Genomic DNA, 23,815 nt, shown 5'->3' with positions numbered 1-23,815 from the left:
CTGTTGGGCATTGTTCACCTGACGAGCGTTCCCAATGCCTCTTTCCACCACCTTGCGTGGCCTGCTACTGGCCTGCATTACCCTGGCCGGCCCGGCGCTGGCTGCCGAGCCCTTGCAGCTGGATGTCTACAACCCAGGCCATGCAGCGATCTTCCCGGTCAGCTCGGTGATCATCAGCGGCGAACATGACGCCGTGCTGGTCGATGCCCAGTTCGGCAAGGCCCAGGCCGAGCAGCTGGTGCAGCGTTTGCGGGCTGGCGGCAAGCACCTGACCAGCATCTACATCAGCCATGGTGACCCGGACTACTACTTTGGCCTGGATACCCTGACCCGGGCCTTCCCCGACGCCAAGGTACTGGCTTCGGCCGCCACGGTTGCCCATATCCGCCAGACCATGGCGGCCAAGATGGCCTACTGGGGGCCGCAAATGGGCGCGGACAAGCCGGTGCGGCTGGTGCTGCCGCAGGTGCTTGACGGCAACCGGCTGATGCTGGAGGGCCAGGCCCTCGAGGTGGTTGGCCTGGACGGCCCGCAGCCCGATCGCAGTTTCGTATGGATCCCGTCGATCAAGGCGGTGGTCGGTGGCGCGGTGGTGTCCGAGCACATCCATGTATGGATGGCCGATACCGCATCGGCCAAGTCGCAGGCTGACTGGCTCGCCACCCTGGCGCATATCGAAGCGCTGGCGCCGCGCACGGTCATCCCCGGGCACTACCTGGGGGACAGCAGCCGGTCGCTGCAGGCCGTGCAGTTCACGGCGAACTACATTCGTGATTTCGATACCGAGACCGCCAAGGCGAAAGATGCCGGGGCGTTGATCAAGGCGATGAAGCAACGGTACCCAGGCCTGGCCGATGAGAGCTCGCTGGTGTTGGGGGCCAAGGTCGCCAAGGGTGAGATGAAGTGGTAGTTCCTTACTGGATGGAGAATATCCCATGAAGATCGCGATTATTGGTGCCACTGGCCGTGCTGGCAGCCAGTTGCTGGAAGAAGCCCTGCGCCGTGGCCACAGTGTGCTGGCCATCGCCCGTGACCCTTCGCGCTTGCAGGGGCGTGACGGGGTGACCGTCAAGGCGCTTGACGTCAAGGACAGCGCAGCCTTGCAAGCGGCGGTAGCCGGGATGGATGCCGTATTGAGCGCGGCGCACTTCGCGACCATCGAGCCGCACGCCATCATCGAGCCAGTCAAGCGGGCCGGGGTCCGGCGCCTGCTGGTGGTGGGCGGGGCCGGCAGCCTGTTGCTGCCCTCGGGGCACCGGGTGATCGACAGCCCGGACTTCCCGGAGGCATACAAGGCCGAGGCGGCGGCCGGGGCGCATTTTCTGCAGGTGTTGCAACGGGAGCCGAACCTCGACTGGACCTTCCTGTCGCCGTCGGCGGAGTTCGTCGAGGGTGAGCGCAGCGGGCATTACACGCAGGGCAAGGACCACCTGCTGATCGGTGCCGACGGCCGGAGTTGGATCAGCTTTGCCGATTACGCGATAGCCATGCTCGACGAACTGGAAAAGCCGCAGCATTCGCGGCAGCGCTTCACAGTCGGCTATTGAGCGGCCCCATGCGCGGGTAAACCCGCTTCCCCTGCTAGGTCACGGGTGCTGAAACCCGCGCAGTGCTTAGCCGTCACAGACCGGCCTGGCGTTCCAGCCAATTCAGCAATTCCACCAACCCCGGTGGCAAGCCCTTGGCCTGGCTCACCAGGTAATACCCCTTGCCGGTCATCACCTTGAGCGCAAACGGCATGCACAGCCGCCCCCCGCGCAAGTCATCGCCGATCAGCGACCAGTCACCGATGGCCACACCAGTCCCCTGCGCGGCCATGGCCATCGCCATGTCCAGGGTCTCGAAATGCTGTTTTGGCCCCTGACTGGCCAGCGTCACCCCGGCCGCCTGCAACCACAGGCACCAGTCATGCTCATCCCGCGACGGGTGCAGCAGCATGTGCCGGGCCAGGTCTTCAACCTGCTGCAGCGGCAGCGGCCCGTGGCGCAGCGAGGGCGCACAGACCGGCGTCAGCTGCTCGTCGAACAGCTTGCGCACGCGCAGCCCCTGGTTCGGTGCATCGCCATAGACCACCGCCGCATCGAAGCCCTCGCGACGCAAGTCCACCCCATGCTGCACCGTGGTGGTCAGTTCCACCGGCACATCCGGGCGTAGCGCCTGCCATTCCATCAGGCGCGGTAGCAGCCAGCGCATCACGCAGGTTGGCGCCTTGAGCTGCAAGGTGGCGCTGCGCCCACCCACCTCCCGCACCCCTTGTTCGATCAGCGCGAATACCTGTTGCACCCGTGGCAGCCAGTCCTGGCCCTCGCGCGTCAGGCTCAGCCCGCGCGCCTGGCGCTGGAACAGGGCATAACCCAGGTGCTCCTCGAGAGCTGCAATCTGCCGGCTGACGGCTCCTTGGGTAATGTGCAAGTGCTGCCCGGCGCGGGTGAAATTGCAGTGCTGGGCGGTGACCAGAAAGGTATGCAGCGCAGGCAGCGGCGGAAGGCGTTTCATTGTGCTCAGCCATGATCTCAGGACATGGCTAGTATGCGTTTTTTTGCATTGTGGGGTTAGCCGTGGCTTCGGTCCAATAACGCCATAACTCAACAAGATTGACGGTGGACCCCAATGGCAACCTGCGGCGAAGTTTTGATCAAACTCCTTGAAGGCTATGGCGTGGACCATGTCTTCGGCATCCCTGGCGTACATACCGTGGAGCTGTACCGCGGCCTGGCGGGGTCGTCCATCCGCCATATCACCCCGCGCCATGAACAGGGTGCCGGGTTCATGGCTGACGGCTATGCGCGCACCCGTGGCAAGCCCGGGGTGTGCTTCATCATCACCGGCCCGGGCATGACCAACATCACCACCGCCATGGGCCAGGCCTATGCCGACTCGATTCCGATGCTGGTCATTTCCAGCGTGCAGTCCCGCAACCAATTGGGCGGTGGCCGCGGCAAGCTGCACGAGCTGCCGAACCAGGCGGCGCTGGTGGCGGGGGTAGCGGCGTTTTCCCACACCTTGATGAGTGCCGACGACCTGCCACAGGTGCTGGCGCGGGCCTTCGCCGTGTTCGACGGGGCCCGGCCGCGGCCGGTGCATATCGAGATCCCGCTCGATGTGCTGGTCGAGCCGGCCGAGCACTTGCTGCCCGGGCGTGCGGTGCGTGGCAGCCGGGCAGGGGCAGCGCCGCAGGCGGTGGCACAGATGGCCGAGCGCCTGGCCAATGCACGGCGGCCACTGATCCTCGCCGGGGGCGGCGCGCTGGCTGCGGGTGCTGCGCTGGCGCGCCTGGCCGAACACTTGCAGGCCCCGGTGGCACTGACCATCAATGCCAAGGGCTTGCTGCCGTCCTGCCACCCGCTGCAGATCGGCTCGACCCAGTCACTGCCAGCCACGCGGGCACTGGTGGCCGAGGCTGACGTGGTGTTGGCTATTGGCACCGAGCTGGCCGAAACCGATTATGACGTGACCTTCAAGGGTGGCTTCGCGATCCCAGGCAGCCTGCTGCGCATCGACATCGACCCGGACCAGACCGTGCGTAACTACCTGCCTGAGCTGGCGCTGGTGGCTGATGCCGAACTGGCGGCCGAGGCGTTGCTCGGCGCCTTGCAGGCGCAACCGCAGCCCGTGCGCGAAAGCACCTGGGGGGCTGCCCGCGTGGCCAACCTGCACCAGGCGCTAGCGGCCGGTTGGGACCAGCCAACCTTGAGCCAGACGCGTCTGTTGCAAGCGATCCTCGAGTGTTTGCCGAATGCCGTTCTGGTGGGCGATTCGACCCAACCGGTCTACACCGGCAACCTGACCCTGGACATGGACCAGCCACGCCGCTGGTTCAATGCTTCGACCGGCTACGGCACCTTGGGTTATGCCTTGCCGGCGGCCATGGGCGCCTGGTTGGGCAGCGCCGAGCAGCTTGGCGAGCGTGCGCCTGCGGTGTGCCTGATCGGGGATGGTGGTTTGCAGTTCACCTTGCCGGAGCTGGCCAGTGCAGTGGAGGCGCAGGTGCCGCTGATCGTGCTGCTGTGGAATAACCAGGGGTACGAGGAGATCAAGAAGTACATGGTCAACCGTGCCATCGAGCCGGTCGGGGTGGATATCCATACCCCGGATTTCCTTGGCGTGGCGCGGGCACTGGGGGCCGCGGCGGAACATGTGGCCGATGTGGCACAGCTGCAGGCGGCGCTGATGCTGGCGGTGGAGCGCAACGGGCCGACCCTGATCCAGGTCGACCAGAACCAGTGGCAAGCGGCTGTGTTGGGTTGAGCAAGCATTGTTGCCTGTACCGGCCTCTTAGCGGTAACACCGCACTCAGCCGGCCGTGGCTCGCAATCGCGCCACATCGCGAATCGGTGGCGCACCATACAGCCGGCTGTATTCCCGGCTGAATTGCGACGGGCTTTCGTAGCCGACCCGATAGGCTGCCACCGCCGCCTCGAGCCCGTCGTTCAGCATCAACCGCCGCGCCTCCTGCAAGCGCAGCTGCTTCTGGTACTGCAACGGGCTCATCGAAGTCACGGCCTTGAACCGGTGGTGCAAGGTCGAGGTACTGAGGTTGACCACCCGTGCCAGGTCCTCGATGCGCAACGGCAACTGGTAGTTCTGGTTAAGCCAGGTGATGGCCTGGCAAACCCGGTGGGTCTGGCTGTTGGCCAGGGCGATTTCATACAACCGGTAGCCCTGCGGGCCTCGCAACAGGCGGTAGAGGATCTCTCGGCGAAACAGCGGCGCCAACATGGAAATGTCGCGCGGCGTGTCCAGCAGGCGAATCAGCCGCAGCAGGGCGTCGAGCAAGGCAGCGTCGGTTCGTTCCACGTACAGGCCACGCCCCGAGGGCCGGTTGGGCACCAGCATCGGCCCGCTTTCGGCAATCAGCTGGCTGATCTCGGCCGGGTCCAGGTCCAGGCGCAGGCCCAGGCTGGGGTGCTCGGGGCTGGCATCGAGCCGCACGCCGCTCAGTGGCAAGGTCACTGAAACCACCATGTAGTGCAGCGGGTCGTAGGCGTACTGTTCATCGCCGAGGAACAGGCTCTTGCTGCCTTGGGCGAGGATGCACAGGGCGGGTTGCGCCAGGGTCGGCACCGAGCGGACATTCTCGGTATAGCGCACCAGGTACAGGTCATCGATGGCCGAGGCCGGGCCATAGGGCTCACCGGCGTGGCGGCTGATCAGCTCGGCCAGCTCCTGGCGTTGCAGTTCCAGGGTGGGGTCGATGGACGTGGCGATGGTCATGATGGCTTTCCTCTGCTGACCGACGCAGCATAGGTTTGGGCAATGGCCGGCGCTAGTCGAAAGCTGCACGCCGATTGCCTGATCCTGCCGCGCTGCAGGATCAGGCAATCGCCAGGCAGTATTGGCCTAACGCGTCGCGTGGGGCAGCGCCTAACCTTGGCAGCCTGGCTTTTCCGTCCGCCTGCTTCAAGGAGATTGTGCAATGACCCCGACACGACCGGTCACCCACCTTGCTTTCATCCGTGCCAGCAGCGGGCGCTCGGCAGAACTGGGCGCACGCCTGCGTGACCTGCTCGAACCCTCGCTGCGGGCACCGGGTTGCCTGAGTTTCACCGTCCAGCGGTCGCAGGCCGATACCGACCTGTGGCTGCTCAGTGGGAGCTGGCAGGACCAGCAGGCAATGAGCGGGTACTTTGCTTCGCCGACGCTGGAGGTGTTTGGTGAGCTGGTACAGGCTCAGGTAGTCAGCAGCCTTGACCTGCATACCTTTGAATGAGGTGTCGCTTGTAGTGGCCCTATTGCCGGCTTGCCGGCGATGGGGCCGTACAAGCGAATAAGGTAGAATGCCGGCCCTCGATAAACCAGTCGGATAGCAACATGGCACGTAGAGAATTCCCGCATTTCGAAGCAGTTTCGGCGATGGTCCCGGTGGAAGGCGGCGGTTACAACGCTGCCATTGCGGTCAAGGCCCTGGGCATAGGCGGCGCGCCGCGCTTTCACAAGGTGCTCGACGGCCAGGTGTTCAAGGGTGCCGTGGCCGCCGACGAAGCGGCCACGGCCGAGCTGCAACGCCTGCAGGGCGTCAGCGATGAAGGCGAACTGATCTGGTGATCAGGCCGGTGGCCGGGCCATCTTGAACAGGTTGCCCAGTTCGAAATAGTCCGCCGGGCCACCGCCACGCAGGATCGGTTCGGCGGCAGCGGTATCGTAGATGCCGTTGTTCAACAGGTGCTCGGCAATGTGCACCGCCACCACTTCACCGAGGATCAGCCAGCTGGGCACCAGTTCCTGGTCGGCCCGCTTGAGCTGGACGATCTGGCTGACCTTGCACTCGAAGGCCACCGGCGTTTCGCCGACCCGAGGCACGCTGACGATGCGCGACTGCGTGGCGGTGAGGCCGCTCAATTCGAATTCGTTGACCTCGGCGGCAACCGGCGCACAGCTCTGGTTCATTTGCGCGGCCAACGGGCGGGTGGCCAGGTTCCAGACGAATTCGCCGGTCTGCTCGATGTTGTTCAGGCTGTCTTTGCGCCCGACGCTGCAGAAACCGATGATCGGTGGAATGTAGTTGAAGGCGTTGAAAAAGCTGTAGGGCGCCAGGTTCAGGCGGCCTTCGCGGTCCTGTGAAGAGATCCAGCCGATAGGGCGGGGGCCGACGATGGCGTTGAATGGGTCGTGGGGCAGGCCGTGGCCTTTGGCAGGTTCGTAGTAGTACATCGGTGCTGGGCTTGCAGGCCCTACCTCCTGGTGGACAAGACGCCTAGTGTGCCAAGCCTGTGTCCGCCTGCAAATGATCAAGCCCGGCCAAAGCCGGGCTGGTAGCGCGCATCAGTAGATCAGCTGATGCGGTGGGCGTCGGTGCGGTCGAAACCATCTTCAGCGAAGCGCTGGCCACCGGTGCGGTCGAAACCATCTTCAGCGAAGCGCTGGCCACCGGTGCGGTCGAAGCCGTCTTCGGCGAAGCGCTGGCCACCGGTGCGGTCGTAGCCATCTTCGGCGAAGCGCTGGCTACCGGTGCGGTCGAAGCCATCTTCGGCGAAGCGCTGGCCACCGGTACGGTCGTAGCCGTCTTCGGCGAAGCGTTGGCTGCCAGTGCGGTCGAAACCATCTTCAGCGTAGGTAGCGGCTTGGCTCTGTACCGCTGTGAAGGTGTTGGCCTTGGTGCGGCTGTAGCCATCTTCAGCGAAAGCACCAGCAGCGAAAACCGAGAGGGCCAGGGTCAGGATCAGTTTGTTTTTCATGGTCGTTGCTCCAGTGGGTTTGAAGGTTGTTTGTTTCTATGGGTTTGATACTACGCCGATTAATTAGATTAAAAAGCGCAAAAAATAGCGCTTAAGAATCTATTTTTTCGATGTATTTGTATGCGTCTATCGCTGATCCCTGGCGTGGTGCTGCCCGAGATCCCCTGTTTCACACACGCAATCGATTACCAGCCATTGCAGCTTGGAGGGGAGGAATTAATAGGGTGTTAAGAATGAAAAATAAGTCATGAATGACCGATGAACGCATTTTTCATTTATCACCAACCTATTTTTCAGACGCTGCTCAGCACCATCGCCGCATTTCATAAGGAGCGGCACAATAATGAACAAACTTCCGCAAATCACCTTGGCCTTCTGGGTCATGAAGATCTGCGCTACCACGCTTGGGGAAACTGCGGGTGACTTGCTGTCGATGACGCTGAACATCGGCTATGCACTCAGCTCGCTGCTGCTGATCAGCGTGTTCATGCTGACTTTGCTCGGCCAGCTTTACTCGCGCCGCTACCACCCGATGCTGTACTGGTTGGTGATCCTCTCCACCAGTACCGCCGGTACCACCATGTCCGACTTCATGGACCGCACCCTGGGCCTGGGCTATGCCGCGGGTTCGGCCCTGCTCATCGGCATTTTGCTACTGACCTTCCTGGCCTGGCGCCTGAGTGGCAACCCGCTGGATGTCACGCGCATCAAGAACCGTGCGGGCGAGCTGTTCTACTGGGTGGCAATACTGTTTTCCAACACCCTGGGCACTGCCTTGGGCGATTACCTGGCAGACGACTCGGGGTTAGGCTTTGCCGGCGGCGCTTTGCTGATTGGCTGCACTATCGCCCTGGTGGTGGTGGCCCGCTACTGGACGCGCATCCCCGGTGTGCTGCTGTTCTGGGTGGCGTTCGTGCTCACTCGTCCGTTCGGTGCAACGCTCGGTGATTTCCTCACCAAATCGCCTGCAAAGGGCGGCCTCGGCTTCGGCACAGTCGGTTCTTCGGCGGTGTTGGGCGGGGTGTTGCTGATACTGGTGCTGATGGCCACCTGGTACCAGCGCCGTGAACCGCGTCCGGCATTGGAGATGTCCTGACCGGTTGGGGGCTAGAGCTGCGTATTGAATGACCCAATGAAAAGGGCGCCCCGAAAACGGTGCGCCCTTGTTCATTTCGGTACCCTCACACGGTTACTCGGTAGTAATCCGCGAGTGCTGCTTGGTGTCCTTCATGGTTGCGTATACCAGCAGCGAGCAGGCGATGCAGGCGGTGACATACCAGTAGAAGCCGCTTTCCATGCCAATGCTCTTGAACCACAGGGCCACGTACTCGGCAGTGCCGCCGAAGATCGACACGGTCAGGGCGTACGGCAGGCCCACGCCCAGGGCGCGGATTTCGGTGGGGAACAGCTCGGCCTTGACTACGGCGTTGATCGAGGTGTAGCCGCTGACGATGATCAGCGCGGCCATGATCAGGAAGAACGCGCCCCACCAGGTCTGGATGGTGTGCAGGGTGCTGAGGATCGGTACGGTGAACAGGGTACCGAGTACCCCGAAGGCGATCAGGATCGGACGACGGCCGATCTTGTCGGACAGGCCACCGATTACCGGCTGCAGGCACATGAACAGGAACAGCGTGGCGGCCGAGATGGTGGTCGAGTCGCTGATGCTCATGCCCACGGTGTTGACCAGGTACTTCTGCATGTAGGTGGTGTAGGTGTAGAACGCCAAGGTGCCGCCCATGGTCAGGCCGACCACGGTCAGCAGTTCCTTGGGATGACGCAGCAGGGTGCGCATCAGGCTTTCCTTGGCCTTTTCCTTCTTGGTGAAGGAGGCGGTTTCTTCCATGCCGCGACGCAGGTACAGGGCCACCACGGCGCACAGCGCACCAATCACGAAGGGTACGCGCCAGCCCCAGGCATACAGCTGCTCGGTGGTCAGGGTCTGTTGCAGGACGATCAGTACCGCCAGGGCAATCAGCTGGCCGGAGATCAGCGTCACATACTGGAAGCTGGAGAAGAAGCCACGGCGGTCCTTGCTGGCCATTTCGCTGAGGTAGGTCGCCGAGGTGCCGTATTCACCGCCCACCGACAGGCCCTGCATCAGGCGGGCGATGACCAGCAGGATCGGCGCGGCAACGCCGATGGTTTCGTAGCCCGGGGTCAGGGCGATGACCAGGGAGCCGGCGCACATCAGCAGCACCGAGGCCATCAGCGCGGCCTTGCGGCCTTTGCGGTCGGCGTACAGGCCCATCAGCCAGCCACCGATCGGGCGCATGAGGAAGCCCACGGCGAAGATCGCGGCGGTGTTGAGCAGTTGTGCGGTGGAGTCGCCGGCCGGGAAGAAGGCTTTGGCGAAGTACAGCGAGAATGCTGCGTAGACGTACCAGTCGTACCATTCGACCATGTTGCCGATGGACCCGCTGAAGATCGACTTCAGGCGGCTGGCGGTGGTTTTTTCCGCGGCGGGCGCAGTGGCCGCCCCGGTGGGCAGGGTGGTGGCGTTATCCATCAGGGATACCTTCTCGTTGTTTTTGTGGAGCGCGCCGAGGCGCAGCTTGCACAGGCAATTGCAGAAGGTGTGCCAAACAGGTGCGCCATGTTCCAGATGGGGGCGCCTGGCGCCCTTCGCGGGCACGCCCGCTCCCACAGGGACTGCGTCACGCTTGAGGGCGCGTATTTTCTCTATGGAAGCGGGCGTGCCCGCGAAGGGCTGCGACACAGCCCCCAGAAACCTCCCGGTGAGCGGTTTTTTGCTTACTCACTGCGCCTGATAGGCGGATTTCCGCTCATTCCCGCCCGACAAAGTCCTCGCGGACCAACCCGTGCCGCTGCATTTTCTCGTTAAGCGTGCGCCGAGGCAGTTGCAAGGCTTCCATCACCGCCTTGATTTCGCCCCCATGCTGGCGCAGCGCCGCCCGCAGGCATTGCGCCTCGAACGCCTCCATCTGCCCGCTCAGTGACTGCCCGGCGGGTGCCTCCTCGAGGTCTGGCGAGCCCAGCCCCAGGGCGTGGCGTTCCGCCGCGTTGGCCAGTTCGCGCACGTTGCCCGGCCAATCATGCACCAGCAGCTGTGCCAGTTGGCTTCCCGACAGGGGCAGTGCCGCACGGCCGATCTTTTCTGCGGCCGCGCGGGCAAAGTGCTCGAACAGCAGCGGAATATCCTCACGCCGTTCACGCAACGGCGCCAGGCGCAGCTCGGCCACGTTCAAGCGATAGGCGAGGTCTTCACGAAAACGCCCGGCGCGGGCTTCTTCGAGCAGGTCGGGCTTGGTCGCGGCAATGATGCGCAGGTCGACGGCAATGCTCTGGTTGGCCCCCAGCCGCTCCAGCTTCTGTTCCTGGATCACCCGCAACAGCTTGGCCTGTTGTGCCAGTGGCATGCTCTCGATTTCGTCGAGGAACACCGTGCCACCGTTGGCATATTCCAGCTTGCCGATGCGTTTGCCCTGGGCGCCGGTGAAGGCGCCGCTCTCATGGCCGAACAGCTCGGCCTCGAACAGCGATTCGGGGATGGCCGCGCAGTTGAGGGCGACGAACGGTTTGCCCGCGCGCGGGCCAAAATCGTGCAGGCAGCGGGCTACACGTTCCTTGCCGCTGCCGGTTTCGCCACGGATCAGCACATTCACCGGCAGGCTGGCCAGGTCCAGCACTTGCCGACGCAGCTGTTGCAGGCCCTGGGACATCCCAAGCAGCGTACCTTCCAGGCGAGACTTGAGGTCGGCCTGATGGTGCAGCTTGCGGTTTTCCAGCACCAGTTGGCGCTTCTCCAGGGCCCGGCGCAGGCTGCCCAGCAGGTGCTGCGGGGTAAAGGGTTTTTCCAGGAAATCGTAGGCGCCGCTGCGCATGGCTTCCACTGCCATAGGCACGTCGCCATGCCCGGTCAGGAGGATCACCGGCAGGTCGGGGTCGTCCGTTTGCAGACGTTCGAGCAGTTGCAGGCCATCCATGCCAGGCATGCGCACGTCGCTGATGATTACCCCGGGAAAATGCCGGGGCAGGTGGGCCAGGCACTCTTCGGCGCGGGAGAACAGCTGCACGCTGAAGCCGGACAGGCTCAGCCATTGCTCGACCGCAGTACGGATACTGGCTTCATCATCGACAACGATCACCGAATTCAACATACAGGCTCCAGGTCACGGGGCAGGGTAAGGCTGAGGCGTGCGCCGCCGGGCAGGTTTTCGGCCTGCAGCTGGCCACCGGCTTCATGCACGATGCCATAGGAAATGGCCAGGCCCAGCCCCAGGCCTTCGCCTACCGGCTTGGTGGTGAAGAACGGGTCGAACACCTTGGCCAGGTTGGCCTGGTCAATGCCCCCCCCCGAATCCAGCACGCTCAGGCGCCATAGCTGGCCGTCGGGTTCGATGCGGATCTCCAGGCGTTTGTAGCGCTTGTCGGCCATGGCGTCGAGCGCATTGCGCAGCAGGTTGATCAGCACCTGCTCCAGGCGAATGGCATCACCGCGTACCCAGGCCGGGCGTGCCAGGTACAGCGCCACTTCCACCGCTTCGCTGCGTATGCGCGCTTCCAGCAGGTGCAGGGCCTGGTCTACCACGGTGGCCAGGTCGAGGCGCTCGCGCAGGCCGACCGGGCTGTTGCGGGCGAAGGTTTTCAGGTGGCCGGTGAGCGCGGCCATGCGCGTGAGCATCTGCTCCAATGGCTCCAAGGCCTGGCGCGCTTCGTCGTAGCGGCCCTGATCAAGCAGCAGGCGCAGGGTTTCCAGTTGCATGCGCTGGGTGGTCAGCGGCTGGTTGATCTCGTGGGCCATGGCCGCCGACATCTGCCCCAGCGCGGCCAGCTTGGCCGACTGTACCAGGCCCTCCTGGGCCGTGCGCAGTTCGCGGGTGCGTTCCTCGACCTGGCGCTTGAGCTCTTCGCGGCTGCGCTGGCGCAGGCGGGCCAGGCGCAGGCGCTGGCTGAGGAACAGTGCGGCGAACACCAGGCTCAGCCACACGGCAGCGGCGGCCAGGGCCGCATTACGGCCGTCGGCCACGACCTGCGGCTTGCGCAGCAGGTGCAAGGTCCAGGCTTCACTGCCCAGCGGCAGGCTTTCCCACAGGTATTCGCCAGTGCCGGCCGGGCCGTGCACACGGCTGAGCGTGCTGTTTTCGGCAAAGCGGGTCAGCACCTCGTGCTGTAGCGGCACCAGCGGGTGCTTGTCGTATTGACGGGTTTCCGCCAGTTCGGCGCGGTCGGCGCCACTGAGCGGTTGCAGCTCGCGGTAGCGCCAGCCATCCTGGTTGGCGATGAAGGTGATGCCGCGGGCGTCGCTGACCAGCAGGATGTCGCTGCCCTGGCGCCACTCGCGTTCCAGTTCGGGAAACTCCAGTTTCACCACCATCGCGCCGAGAAACTGGCCGTGCTCGTCGTTCACGGCACTGGCGAGGAAATAGCCTGGTACCCCGCTGGTTACCCCGACGGCATAGAAGCGGCCACTGCCTTGGCTGCGCGCCTGCTTGAAATAGGGCCGGAAGCCATAGTTGGAGCCCACGTAGCTGCTGGGCAGGCGCCAGTTGCTGGCGGCAATGGCCAGGCCGTTGCGGTCGAGCAGCTCGAGGGTCGAGGAATTGGCTGCGCCGTTGATGCGCTCGAGCTTGCGGTTCAGGGCATTTTGCAGCGCTTCGCTGACCGGGCCCTGCAGGGCGGCGATCAGCTCCGGGTCCAGCGCCAGCACGGCGGGCAGGGCGCGGTAACGGTCAATCAGGGTGTGCAGCGTATTGGCGTACAAGCCCAGCTGCTGGCTGGCGCGCCGCGCATCGTCTGCCATGGCCTGGCGCTTGGCCTGGTGCATGGCCCAGCCGGCGCTGAGGGCGGTGCCCAGCACGATCAGCAGGGTGATCAGCCCCAGACGCAGGGCGCGAAAGGAAAACGGCATGGGAGGCGGATCCGGTTGATTGGGACATCGGGGCCGGCTTCTTCGCGGGTGAAGCCGCTCCCACTGGAGCTGCACAGCCTGTCAGTTTGCAGTGAACCCGTGGGAGCGTTTTACCCGCTGGAAGGCCGGCACAGGCAGCCTTCAGTTACAGCAGTTCAAAACTCTGCTGCTGTACCGCCTGGGAGTCCAGGCCCACCTGGACATTGAACTCGCCCGGTTCGGCCAGCCGCTGCAGCTGGCCATTGTAGAACTTCAGGTCTTCCTCGCTGATGCGGAAGCTCAAGGTGCGCGACTCACCCGGCTTGAGCATGAGTTTCTGGAAGTTCTTCAGCTCCTTGACCGGCCGGCTCATCGACGCCGACACATCCTGCAGGTACAGCTGCACCACGGTCTCGCCGGCCACCTTGCCGGTGTTCTTCACCGTCACCTGGGCCTGCAGCGTGTCGCCACGCTTGAGGTCCTTGCTCGACAGCTTCAGGCCCGACAGCTCGAAGCTGCTGTAGCTCAGGCCGTAACCGAACGGATACAGCGGGCCGTTGGGTTCCTCGAAGTACTGCGAGGTGTAGTTGCCTGGTTTGCCCGGGGTGAAGGGGCGACCGATGCGGGTGTGGTTGTAGTACATCGGGATCTGCCCGACCGAGCGCGGGAAGGTGATGGCCAGCTTGCCGGACGGGTTGTAGTCGCCGAACAGCACGTCGGCGATCGCATTGCCACCTTCGGTACCGGCGAACCAGGTTTCGAGAATGGCATCGGCTTGCTCGCGCTCCCAGCTGATCGACAGCGGGCGGCCGTTCATCAGCACCAGCACCAGCGGTTTGCCGGTAGCTTTCAGGGCCTTGATCAGCTCACGCTGGCTGGCCGGGATTTCCAGGGTAGTGCGGCTCGACGACTCGTGGGACATACCGCGGGATTCGCCGACCACTGCCACCACCACGTCGGACTGCTGCGCCGCCCTCACCGCCTCGTCGATCAGCACCGCAGGCGGGCGCGGGTCGTCGACGATCTCGGGGGCATCGAAGTTGAGGAAGTTCAGGTAATCGAACATCGCCTTGTTGCCGGTGACGTTGGAACCCTTGGCGTAAACCAGCTTGGCCTTGCCCTCGACGGCGCGGCGCAGGCCTTCGCGCACGGTCACCGAGTGCATCGGTTTGCCGTCGGCTGCCCAACTGCCCATCATGTCGATCGGCGCATCGGCCAATGGGCCGACCAAGGCAATGGTGCCGGCCTTTTTCAGCGGCAGGGTCTGGTTGTGGTTTTCCAGCAATACCAGGCTGCGCCGCGCCACGTCACGCGCGGCTTCGCGGTGCAGGCGGTCGTTGCCGTAATAGTCCTTGAGGTCGGTTTCGGCCTTGCCGATGCGCACGTATGGGTCCTTGAACAGACCCATGTCGTACTTGGCGCCCAGCACTTCGCGCACTGCCTGATCCAGCTCGCGCTGGGTCACTTCGCCGGTCTTCAGCAAGCCTGGCAGCTCTTCGCCGTACAGGGTGTCGTTCATGCTCATGTCGATGCCGGCCTTGATCGCCAGCTTGGCGGCTTCGCGACCGTCGCGGGCGACGCCGTGGCGGATCAGCTCCTGGATGGCGCCGTGGTCGCTGATGGTGACACCCTTGAAGCCCCACTCCTTGCGCAGCAGGTCATTCATCAGCCAGGTGTTGGAGGTGGCCGGCACGCCGTTGATCGAGTTCAGCGCCACCATCACCCCGCCGGCACCGGCGTCCAGCGCGGCGCGGTAGGGCGGCAGGTAATCGTTGTACATCTTCGGCAGGCTCATATCGACCGTGTTGTAGTCGCGCCCGCCTTCCACCGCGCCGTACAGGGCGAAGTGCTTGACGATGGCCATGATGCTGTCGGGGTTGGCCGGGCTGCTGCCCTGGAACGAGCGGACCATCACCTGGCCGATCTTCGAGGTCAGGTAGGTGTCTTCGCCAAAGCCTTCACTGGTGCGGCCCCAGCGCGGGTCGCGGGCGATGTCGACCATCGGTGCGAAGGTCATGTCCAGGGCGTCGGCCGCCGCTTCGATGGCGGCAGTACGACCGACCTTGGCCACGGCGTCCATGTCCCAGGTCGCGGCCATGCCCAGGCCGATCGGGAAAATCGTGCGTTCGCCATGCACGGTGTCGTAGGCGAAGAACATCGGGATCTTCAGCCGGCTGCGCATCGCCGCGTCCTGCATCGGGCGGTTCTCGGGCGCGGTGCGCGAGTTGAAGGTACCACCGATGCGGCCGGCGGCAATTTCCTCGCGGATCTTGTCCTTGGGCATCTCCGGGCCGATGCTGATCAGGCGCAGCTGGCCGATTTTCTCGGCTTCGGTCATCTGGCTGATCAGATGGTCGATGAACGCCTGCTTGTCCTGCAGGGGCGGAGCGGAGGGGGCGGCGAGGGCCGCCTGGCTGGCCAGGCCCATGGCCAGGCCCAGCAAAGACAGTTTCATCATCAATTCCATTTTTGGGGCCTCTGCCGTATCGACGGTGATACGCGCGCGGCCGAAGTTTTCAGGCGGCTATTGTTGTACGATTTGCGGGCTTTTCTTCCTGCGGCGGATTATGCCTGAATCTGTCGCCAGCGGACGAAGCCCCGAATGCCGGGAAAACAACTATAAGAACGCTAAAGAGACCGACGGCATGACCCCCCTCGACGAATACCACCAGCGCCAGGTTGCCGAAGCCATTGCCCGCGCCGAGCAGCGCACCGATGCCGAGCTGGTCACGGTGCTGGCCCGGCGTGCCGACGACTACGCCTACTGGCCGTTGTTCTGCGCTGCGCTGCTGGCACTGCTGGTGCCGGGCCTGTTGCATTGGCTGCTGGGCTGGCCCGGTGGGCGCGGCTTGCTGGTGGCCAATGTGTTGTTGTTTGTCGGCTTGTGCCTGCTGCTGCGCCAGCCGCGCCTGGCCGCCTGGCTGATCCCGCGAGCGCTGCGCCGCTGGCGCGCGTCGCGCCTGGCCCGGCAGCAGTTTCGCGAACAGAACCTGCAGCGTACGGCTGGCGCCACCGGGGTGCTGATCTTCGTCTGCGAGGCGGAGCGGCATGTCGAGATCCTGGTCGACCGCGGTATCGAGCACTGCCTGGATGCCAGGGCCCGCGCGGTCATCGTCGCCCGGCTTGCCGAGCAGGTGCGCCAGGGTCGGACCTTGCAGGGCTTTGTCGAGTGCATCGAGGCATGCGGCGAGCTGCTCAGCGAACATGTGCCGCCTACCCATGCGCGTAACGAGTTGCCCAACCGCCTGGTGATCCTCGACTGATTGGCAGTCTGCCGGCCGACCGCGTCTTCACCGTGGGGGCGGGCGCGCCGCGAAGCCGGCAACGCGGTGCATGGCAGCGGCTCTGCCGCTATTCGCGGGCAAGCCCGCTCCCACAGGATCGGCGCCCCCCTGTAGAATGCGCAGATTGCGCCCTGCGCTTCCCGCTATCCGAGGCACCGCTTTCCTATGTCCGCCCGTTCTTCCGCCCCCGCCGCGCCGGATGCCCGCGCCCAGTTTCTCGACCTGCTGAACACCGCCCTGCAGGGCAATACCTTGGTCAAGCTGGTGCTGGCGCGGCATGTCGGTGCCGACCAGACCTTGCAACGGATCATTGCCAAGCCGCTGCAGGTCAAGGGCCAGGCGTGCCTGTCGCTGGTCTATCGCCACCAGACCCGCGACATCACCCGTAACCTGGCGCTGGAGCAGGCCCAGGCACTGGTTGCCGAACTGTTGCCGGGCAGCTTCCGCAACGCCCACTTGTTCGACGCCGACGGCGAAGTGCAGCTGACCTTCAGCAAGAAGGGCAAGCCCATGCTGCAGCGCCACGGCGCCCAGGCACCGCGCGAGGCGGCCGACAGCAGCGGCCATGATCGTGAGAAAAAACGCTACCTGGAGCTGTCGCGACCGTTCCTGCGCGATCTGGGCGTGACCGATGCGCAAGGCGCGCTGATCCCGTCGATGTCGCGCAAGTGGAAGCAGATCAACAAGTTCATCGAGGTGTTCGACCACGCCCTGGCCGGCGCCCCGGTAACGGCGCAGCAGGCGTTGCGGGTGGCCGATTTCGGTTCGGGCAAGGGCTACCTGACCTTCGCCATGCACGATTACCTGCGCAACAGCCTGGGCCGCGATGCCGAGGTTACCGGCGTCGAACTGCGCCAGGACATGGTCGACCTGTGCAACGCCGCGGCCTCGCGCCTGGCACACCCGGGCCTGGTGTTCCAGTGTGGCGATGTACGCAGCGTGGTGCCGGCGGCCATCGAAGTGATGATCGCCCTGCATGCCTGCGACATTGCCACCGACTACGCCATCCACACCGGCATCCGCTGCAACGCCGCGATCATCATGTGCTCGCCGTGCTGCCACAAGCAGATCCGCCCGCAGCTGCACAGCCCGGGGTTGTTGCAACCGATGCTGCAGTACGGCCTGCACCTGGGCCAGCAGGCCGAAATGCTCACCGACAGCCTGCGCGCGCTGTACCTGGAAGCCTGCGGTTACGAGACCAAGGTATTCGAGTTCATCTCGCTGGAGCACACCAACAAGAACAAGATGATTCTTGCGGTGAAACGGCGACAGGTTGGAGACAACACGGCATTGCTGGAAAAGATCGCGCAGCTCAAGGCGTTCTATGGGGTGCAAGAGCATTGCCTGGAGACATTGTTGCGGGCGGACGGTTTGCTGCCTGGGGCATGACCCATCAGCGGTTCTTGTGAAACGCCGCACTCGTTGGCAACGCATTTTCCAGTACGCGCGCCAGGGCGCTCTTCAACGGGTCTGCTTCGCTGACCACACCGCCGAGCTGGCTGGCCTGGCGATACTCGCTGGGGGTGCAGTTGGTGAACTGCTTGAAGGCGCGGGCGAAGTAGGACGGGTCCTTGAAGCCGGCCTCATAGCCGATGCTGGTGATGGGCATCTGGCTGTTGGCAAGCAGGTCCATGGCCAGGTTCATGCGCTTGCTCAAGATGTACTCGACAAAACCAAGCCCATTGACCTCCTTGAACAGGCGACTGAAGCGAGCCGTGGTCATGCCACAGCGCTGGGCGAGGTCCTTCTGGTCGATGCATTCACGAAAATGCTGGTCGATGTAGGGCATGACCTTGCCGAGCGCCTTGTGCTTGTGGTGTTCGTTGGTTAGGCGAATGCTGTCTGGCAACGACGGCAGATGGTCGATCTGCTGCGCATTGTCCTGACGGTTGGCGACACGACGGACCTCGCAAAGCTGTTTCAGTACATCGAGGTAACGACTCATCTCGCTGCTGGTCAGCGGCAAGACCAGGTACTCCCAGACACGTGAGCGCATGGCCCAGACCGCCAGCTCTTCGGAATGCTGCACGGTGAACATGGTGATCGGGATGGAGGGGGAGTTGCGCTTCACTTCCAGCAGCAGGTTGAGGTTGAGCGTGTCGGGGCGATCGAAATGCATGCAGATCATGTCTGCCTGCTGGCGCTCGGCAGCTGTGGCCGTTTTTGCCAGCTTGCAATCGCAGACATGGCTGAATTGCGCCATCAATGCTTCGGTGGATCGATCGCGGGTCAGATCGAACCACAGCAACAGCGGCTTTCTGCCCAAGTTAGACATCATGCTTAACCTGCTCCTGGCGGGTTTCCCTACGTGCTGAAGTATCGACAATAGACTATCGGCCTGCCGAATGATTGGTTATCAGGCTAGTTCAATTTTTTTATTTGAGTTCTATGTCTTCGCTAAAGCACTGATTCCAGACACTCTCGGCTGGATACCTGGTGGTTGAACCGGGTGACCGCCTGTCGGCATTGAACAAGATTGCCGATGCATGTCCGGAATCGGCAGCAACTGCATATGAAAACGCGTCTCGCATAGAGTTGCCCCCGCTTGTTTTCACGTTTTCAGGTGATGGCAAAAAGCCGCAAAAAAGTCCTAGCGATTCGCAAAAAACTCCTAACGACTATGACCACGCCCTGACTAGGATTCCCAACAGGTAGTGCAAACGCCACTGCCCGGGAAGAAGAACATTGTCCTTAGCGAGGTGAGCGAAAATGACTCTGCAAACAATCAAGGCTTCGGTCACGAAGTTTGTCAAAGACGAAGACGGCCTGACCGTTGTGGAATATGCAGTAGCCGGTGGGTTGATCGCCCTCGTTCTGGTGACGGCTTTCACCAACTTGGGTACCGCAGTAAAGACCAAGATCAACGCACTGATTACTGCCCTCGGCGGTACCCCTGCTCCTTGAATCAATTCTTCACCAGGCCCCAAGGGGGATGCAGCAATGTCAGCAGAGTCTCTGTCCGCCATTGTCGTGCTGCTAGGGCTGTTGGGCATTGCGGTGGTTGGCGATCTTCGCAGCCACCGCATTCCCAACCTGTTGATCTTGTTGGGGCTGGGGTTGGGGTTGGCAGGCCAGGTTCACGCGGCGGGATTTGCCGGGCTGGGTAATGGCGTGCTGGGCATGTTGATAGGTTTTACCGTTTTCATTCCGATGTACGCGCTGGGGGGCATGGCCGCCGGCGACGTTAAGTTGATGGCCATGGTCGGTACCTTCCTTACACCACATGACGCACTTTCGGCTGCACTTCTCAGCCTGATTGCCGGCGGCGTATGGGGGATGTCGATAGTGTTAATACGCGGACAGTTGAAACAGACTTTGCAACGTTATTGGTTGGTGGTGACGGCTCAGGCCTATTTTGCACCGACGGCCGATGAAGTTGCAGGCAAGCCATTTCCTTATTCAGTCGCGATCCTGTCCGGAACCCTTGTCAGCCTTTTCTGGCAACCGCTTGGCCAATAGCCTGGGAGGCTAACGATGTACGCACTCAGAGACAGTGGTGCCTGCGCCTTCGCCAAGGAAGCAGTGCAAAGCCTGGCACCTCAGCCACGTACGGTTCGCGAGACTGGCCTGGCCGAAAGCTTTCTCGGTGATTTGCTGTGCAAGCACCTGCACGACGCCGGTACCCTGGACCTGTCGCGCCTGGTGGAGCGGCTGGCGCTGACCGGTGCGGTGGTGGAAGAAGTGTTGGCCTTCCTGCGCAAGGAAGGCCGCGTCGAGGTGCTGGGCCAGGTCGGTGTGCAATCGGGAGGGCAGGCGCTGCGCTTCGGCCTGACCGAGCGCGGCCGCATTACTGCCCGTGATGCACTGGCGCGCAGTGGTTACATCGGTGCGGCGCCTTTTCCGGTAAATGCCTACCGTGATCTGCTCAAACTGCAGACCATCCACCATGGCTGCATCACTACCCAGGACATGCAAACCGCCTTCGCGGGCGTGGTGCTTGCGGAGGGTATGCTCGATCAACTGGGGGTAGCGCTGAACTCCGGGCGCGCCATCATGATTTACGGCCCTGCTGGCACTGGCAAGACCTACATCAGCAGCCGCCTGATTCGCCTGTTCGCGGAAGCCATCTGGGTCCCCCGTGCCATCGAGATCAACGAGTCGGTCATCGAGGTCTTCGACCCCCAGGTGCATCAGCCGCTGGAGGAGGAGGGCCAACAGAACAGCCTGCTGCTCAACGAAGGTATCGATCGGCGGCTGGTCCGCTGCAAGCGCCCGGTCGTCATCACCGGCGGCGAACTGGGCATGGAGCAACTGGATATCCGCTTCGACGCCGCGAGCCGCCAATACCAGGCATCCTTGCAGCTCAAGGCCAGCAATGGCCTGTTCATCATCGACGACATGGGCCGCCAGCGCATGGCCCCGGCCGAGCTGCTCAATAGGTGGATCGTGCCGATGGAAGAAAAGCGCGACTTCCTCAACCTGGGGGGCGGGCGCCATTGCGAACTGCCGTTCGACCTGGTGCTGGTGTTCTCCACCAATCTCAATCCGCTGGAGTTGGCCGACGAGGCCTTTTTACGGCGCATTGGCTACAAGCTGCAATTCAGCTACCTGAAAGTCGATGAGTACGAGCGCATCTGGCGCCAGGAGTGCGAGCGCCTGGGCCTGGTGTACGAACCGTCGCTGTTGCGCTATGCGCTGCAGGCACTCTACGAGGCCGAAGGCGTGCCGTTGGTGCCATGCCACCCGCGCGACCTGCTGAGCATGGCGCTCGACCGCCAGCGTTACCTGGGCGGCGAGGGGCCGTTGTCGGCGCAGGAACTGAAATGGGCCTGGCAAAACTACTTCGTCCAGATCGACTTCCTTGGATAAGGAGATGCACACATGAGTGCCCGCACGCTGATCCTGGTTGCCGTTTCCCTGACCCTGGGGCTTGGCGCCGCCTTGATGGCCAACAACTGGCTGAACGGGCGGCTCAAGGCCTCCCCGGATGACAACATGAAGAACGTGGTGATCGCCACGGTGGAGATCCCGTTCGGGCAGATGATCGAGGCCCAGCAGGTCACCTTGGTGCGCATGCCCAAGGATACCGTGCCCGACGATGCCTTCGACAGTACTGAAAAAGTGCAAGGCAAGATCGCCACCTTCGCCCTGCTGCGCGGCGATGTGCTGCGCAGCGCGCGGGTGGCCGAACACCTGGGTGGCAGTACCCTGGCGTCGTTGATTGCCCCCGACAAACGGGCCATTTCGGTGCGTGTGGACGATGTGGTCGGGGTAGGCGGGTTCCTCTTGCCGGGTAATCGGGTCGACGTGCTGGCGACCCGGCAAAGCGACGGCAGCAGTAACCAGGCCGAGTCCACCACCATCCTCCAGAACCTGCGGGTGTTGGCCGTGGACCAGACGGCAGGGACCGACAAGACCCAACCGGTGGTGGTGCGTGCCGTGACCCTGGAAATGTCGGCCAAAGAGGCAGAGGTGCTGGTCAAGGCGCAATCCGAAGGGAAGCTGCAACTTGCCTTGCGTAACCCGCTGGACGCGCAGAAACCAGCTCCAATAGTTGCCGCTGCCGAACCGGCCAAGGCTGCACCGCCAGTGATCAAGCCCCAACCGAAACCGGTGGTGAATCGCGGCAGTGGTGGTAGCGCTATCACCATCATTCGCGGGACTGAAGTCGAAATAGCGAAAGCAAGATTTTAACGCAGCTGGCGGGCAGTGGCTAACCTTCGGTGGGAACAAGATCACTTCGCAAGGAGTCGTGAATGAATACTTGGCAGAGAGTAGGGCTGTACCTGTTGTGCGGGCTGGGTATGCCGTTGCTGGTCGCTGGCGCTACCCAGGCTGAAGGCATGGGGTCTGAGTTCAGCTCCATGCCGGCGGCCAACGGCAATGCTGTTCAGGTACCGATCTTCAAGTCGCGTACGATCAGCAGCCGTACCGCGGTCAGGAAGATCTCGGTCGGCAACCCTGAAATTGCCGACATCCTCATTACCAGCCCGACCCAGCTCTACCTGCTCGGGCGCTCGCTGGGCACTACCAACGTGCTGCTGTGGGACGCCAACAACCGCTTGATCGAGACCTTCGATGTGGAAGTGGTGCATGACCTTACCGGGCTCAAGACCAAACTGCATCAACTGCTGCCCGCGGAGAACATCGAGGTGTTCAGCGCCCAGGGCGCGCTGGTGCTGCGCGGCCAGGTGAGCAGCGCTGCGGCCATGGACACGGCGATGAAGGTCGCCAAGTCCTATGCCGCGCAAACCGCGAGCGTGGTGCAAGGCAAGGGCGAGGCTGCCGCAGCGGCACCGGCCCAGTCGCTGGAGGTGATCAACCTGCTCAGCGTCGGTGGTGGCCAGCAGGTGATGCTGGAGGTCAAGGTGGCCGAGATGCAGCGCAGCCTGATCAAGAACCTCAACGTGCGCTTCAATGCCCTTGGCTTTGGCGGCAACTGGAGCGGTGGCGGCTTCAACAATGGTCAGGGGCTGGGCCTGTCACCCAGTGGCGGCACGGTCCTTTCGCCCGGTTCGCTGATTGGGGGTGGCAAGGGCTTGTTCGCCCAGTTCCTGTCCGACGACTTCCTGTTCAACGTGGTACTGGAGGCGTCCAAGGACAATGGTTCTGCCAAGGTGCTGGCCGAACCCACCCTCACTACCCTGAGCGGCCAGCAGGCAGAGTTCATTTCCGGTGGCGAATTCCCGGTGCCGATCACCGAGGACGATGGCATTACCATCGAGTACAAGGAATTCGGGGTCGGGGTGAAGTTCATGCCGGTGGTGCTCGATTCCGGCCGCATCAACCTCAACCTGAATGTCTCGGTGAGCGAGCTTTCCAACGCCAACTCGCTGGTGCTCGACACCGGCCTCGGCAGCATCCTGGGCGACAGTGTGGCCCAGTTGATTCCGTCGCTGACCAAGCGTAGCGCCGAGTCCACGGTCGAACTGGGCAATGGCCAGACCATCGCCATCGCCGGCCTGATCAGCGAAAACACCCGTGACTTCGTCAGCCGGTTCCCGGGGCTGGGGGATTTGCCGGTGCTCGGCCACCTGTTCCGCAGCCAGTCGTTCATCAACGGTGAAACCGAACTGGTGATCCTGGTGACACCGCACCTGGCCAAGCCCGTGGATGCCAAGGCGGTACGCCTGCCCACCGAGAAATTCGTCGAACCCAGTGACCTGGACTTCTACCTGCTTGGCAAGACCAAGGGCAGCGAGCCCGGTCGCGCGGTCCCCGTCAGCCTTGGGGTCAGCGGTGGCAACTTTGGCCATGATCTGAACTGATCGGAGAAACCAGCATGAGAACCGTGATCGTGTGTTGCGCGCTTGTATCGGGGTTGTCCGGTTGCATTACCTACGACCCAGGCCGGGTGGGCCCGCTGGGTTACAGCGTCTACCAGACCAACTACCAGCAGATTGCCGACAAGGAGGTTGCCGCCCACCCGGGCACCGAGCTGCCGGCCGCAGGCGTCGATGGCCCGTTGCTGGAGAAGGTGGTCAATGGCTACCGGGGCGCGACCGGCGAAGCTCAGCAGATTGGCCAGCCGATCCAGATCAAGTTCAGCAACGATTGAGGGCGTG

The 23,815-nt window shown here is 63.3% G+C and carries 23 protein-coding genes; 14 read left to right on the top strand and 9 right to left on the bottom strand.

Annotated features, from left to right (window positions below; all coding sequences use genetic code 11):
• Positions 1–34 precede the first annotated feature (34 nt).
• The gene (locus JKP78_RS13775; protein ID WP_200626825.1) at positions 35–910 is read left to right on the top strand and encodes an MBL fold metallo-hydrolase; all 876 of its coding nucleotides are present in this window, start codon (positions 35–37) and stop codon (positions 908–910) included.
• Positions 911–935: 25 nt separating this feature from the next.
• On the top strand, positions 936–1,547 hold the full coding sequence (locus tag JKP78_RS13770) for an NAD(P)-dependent oxidoreductase (RefSeq protein WP_170032193.1): 612 nt from the start codon (positions 936–938) through the stop codon (positions 1,545–1,547).
• Between the two features lie 73 nt (positions 1,548–1,620).
• On the opposite strand, the gene JKP78_RS13765 is transcribed toward JKP78_RS13770, so the two are convergent.
• Positions 1,621–2,496, bottom strand: coding sequence for a LysR substrate-binding domain-containing protein (locus JKP78_RS13765; protein WP_200626824.1), 876 nt, complete (start codon positions 2,494–2,496; stop codon positions 1,621–1,623).
• A 114-nt stretch (positions 2,497–2,610) separates the two neighbouring features.
• Here JKP78_RS13765 and JKP78_RS13760 point away from each other — a divergent pair, with 114 nt between their 5' ends.
• Positions 2,611–4,248, top strand: a complete 1,638-nt coding sequence (locus JKP78_RS13760; protein WP_200626823.1) for a 5-guanidino-2-oxopentanoate decarboxylase — start codon at positions 2,611–2,613, stop codon at positions 4,246–4,248.
• A gap of 45 nt (positions 4,249–4,293) precedes the next feature.
• On the opposite strand, the gene JKP78_RS13755 is transcribed toward JKP78_RS13760, so the two are convergent.
• Entirely contained in the window at positions 4,294–5,214 is a 921-nt protein-coding gene (locus JKP78_RS13755; RefSeq protein WP_200626822.1) for an AraC family transcriptional regulator, read from the bottom strand.
• A 202-nt stretch (positions 5,215–5,416) separates the two neighbouring features.
• On the opposite strand from JKP78_RS13755, the gene JKP78_RS13750 reads away from it, so the two are divergent.
• Positions 5,417–5,710, top strand: coding sequence for a putative quinol monooxygenase (locus JKP78_RS13750; protein ID WP_186685233.1), 294 nt, complete (start codon positions 5,417–5,419; stop codon positions 5,708–5,710).
• 101 nt (positions 5,711–5,811) lie between these two features.
• A complete protein-coding gene (locus JKP78_RS13745) occupies positions 5,812–6,045 on the top strand; it encodes a hypothetical protein (RefSeq protein ID WP_186685232.1) in 234 nt (77 codons plus the stop codon).
• Here the strand turns inward: JKP78_RS13745 and JKP78_RS13740 are convergent, their stop codons facing one another.
• Together JKP78_RS13740 and JKP78_RS13735 are read right to left on the bottom strand one after the other, a co-directional pair.
• Complete coding sequence (locus tag JKP78_RS13740; protein ID WP_186685231.1) at positions 6,046–6,651, bottom strand: flavin reductase family protein; 606 nt, start codon at positions 6,649–6,651, stop codon at positions 6,046–6,048.
• 119 nt (positions 6,652–6,770) lie between these two features.
• The gene (locus tag JKP78_RS13735; protein ID WP_186685229.1) at positions 6,771–7,175 is read right to left on the bottom strand and encodes a heme utilization protein; all 405 of its coding nucleotides are present in this window, start codon (positions 7,173–7,175) and stop codon (positions 6,771–6,773) included.
• A 343-nt stretch (positions 7,176–7,518) separates the two neighbouring features.
• On the opposite strand from JKP78_RS13735, the gene JKP78_RS13730 reads away from it, so the two are divergent.
• Positions 7,519–8,271, top strand: coding sequence for a COG4705 family protein (locus JKP78_RS13730; RefSeq protein ID WP_186685227.1), 753 nt, complete (start codon positions 7,519–7,521; stop codon positions 8,269–8,271).
• A 93-nt stretch (positions 8,272–8,364) separates the two neighbouring features.
• Here the strand turns inward: JKP78_RS13730 and JKP78_RS13725 are convergent, their stop codons facing one another.
• The 4 genes from JKP78_RS13725 to bglX form a co-directional block, all read right to left on the bottom strand.
• Positions 8,365–9,684 carry an MFS transporter gene (locus tag JKP78_RS13725; RefSeq protein ID WP_200626821.1) on the bottom strand — a complete coding sequence of 440 codons (1,320 nt, stop codon included), beginning with the start codon at positions 9,682–9,684 and terminating at the stop codon, positions 8,365–8,367.
• 277 nt (positions 9,685–9,961) lie between these two features.
• Entirely contained in the window at positions 9,962–11,296 is a 1,335-nt protein-coding gene (locus JKP78_RS13720) for a sigma-54-dependent transcriptional regulator (RefSeq protein ID WP_200626820.1), read from the bottom strand.
• On the bottom strand, positions 11,290–13,047 hold the full coding sequence (locus tag JKP78_RS13715) for an ATP-binding protein (protein ID WP_186685223.1): 1,758 nt from the start codon (positions 13,045–13,047) through the stop codon (positions 11,290–11,292). Before JKP78_RS13715 ends, JKP78_RS13720 begins: the two co-directional genes overlap by 7 nt.
• 145 nt (positions 13,048–13,192) lie before the next feature.
• On the bottom strand, positions 13,193–15,484 hold the full coding sequence (bglX, locus tag JKP78_RS13710) for a beta-glucosidase BglX (RefSeq protein ID WP_200626819.1): 2,292 nt from the start codon (positions 15,482–15,484) through the stop codon (positions 13,193–13,195).
• Positions 15,485–15,671: 187 nt separating this feature from the next.
• Between bglX and JKP78_RS13705 the strand changes: the two genes are divergently transcribed.
• Together JKP78_RS13705 and JKP78_RS13700 are read left to right on the top strand one after the other, a co-directional pair.
• Positions 15,672–16,289, top strand: coding sequence for a TPM domain-containing protein (locus JKP78_RS13705; RefSeq protein ID WP_200626818.1), 618 nt, complete (start codon positions 15,672–15,674; stop codon positions 16,287–16,289).
• Between the two features lie 186 nt (positions 16,290–16,475).
• Positions 16,476–17,699, top strand: a complete 1,224-nt coding sequence (locus JKP78_RS13700) for a class I SAM-dependent methyltransferase (RefSeq protein ID WP_186685220.1) — start codon at positions 16,476–16,478, stop codon at positions 17,697–17,699.
• A gap of 4 nt (positions 17,700–17,703) precedes the next feature.
• On the opposite strand, the gene JKP78_RS13695 is transcribed toward JKP78_RS13700, so the two are convergent.
• On the bottom strand, positions 17,704–18,588 hold the full coding sequence (locus JKP78_RS13695; protein ID WP_200626817.1) for a response regulator transcription factor: 885 nt from the start codon (positions 18,586–18,588) through the stop codon (positions 17,704–17,706).
• Between the two features lie 431 nt (positions 18,589–19,019).
• Between JKP78_RS13695 and JKP78_RS13690 the strand changes: the two genes are divergently transcribed.
• The 6 genes from JKP78_RS13690 (at position 19,020) to JKP78_RS13665 (ending at position 23,808) form a co-directional block, all read left to right on the top strand.
• A complete protein-coding gene (locus JKP78_RS13690) occupies positions 19,020–19,214 on the top strand; it encodes a Flp family type IVb pilin (RefSeq protein WP_170032152.1) in 195 nt (64 codons plus the stop codon).
• Between the two features lie 36 nt (positions 19,215–19,250).
• On the top strand, positions 19,251–19,769 hold the full coding sequence (locus JKP78_RS13685) for an A24 family peptidase (protein WP_200626816.1): 519 nt from the start codon (positions 19,251–19,253) through the stop codon (positions 19,767–19,769).
• Positions 19,770–19,784: 15 nt separating this feature from the next.
• A complete protein-coding gene (locus tag JKP78_RS13680) occupies positions 19,785–21,119 on the top strand; it encodes an AAA family ATPase (RefSeq protein WP_200626815.1) in 1,335 nt (444 codons plus the stop codon).
• Between the two features lie 12 nt (positions 21,120–21,131).
• Positions 21,132–21,944 (top strand): Flp pilus assembly protein CpaB, encoded by an 813-nt coding sequence (gene cpaB / locus JKP78_RS13675; RefSeq protein WP_200626814.1) that lies wholly within the window; start codon positions 21,132–21,134, stop codon positions 21,942–21,944.
• A gap of 62 nt (positions 21,945–22,006) precedes the next feature.
• The gene (locus JKP78_RS13670) at positions 22,007–23,518 is read left to right on the top strand and encodes a type II and III secretion system protein family protein (protein WP_234454614.1); all 1,512 of its coding nucleotides are present in this window, start codon (positions 22,007–22,009) and stop codon (positions 23,516–23,518) included.
• A gap of 14 nt (positions 23,519–23,532) precedes the next feature.
• Positions 23,533–23,808, top strand: coding sequence for a hypothetical protein (locus tag JKP78_RS13665; protein ID WP_186685210.1), 276 nt, complete (start codon positions 23,533–23,535; stop codon positions 23,806–23,808).
• The last annotated feature ends 7 nt before the right edge of the window (positions 23,809–23,815 follow it).

Origin of the sequence: Pseudomonas sp. LAM2023, assembly GCF_016620375.1 — a bacterium.
GTDB lineage: Bacteria > Pseudomonadota > Gammaproteobacteria > Pseudomonadales > Pseudomonadaceae > Aquipseudomonas > Aquipseudomonas anuradhapurensis.
Note: the sequence above shows the minus strand (reverse complement) of the source record. Positions and strands in the feature narration are given on the sequence as shown.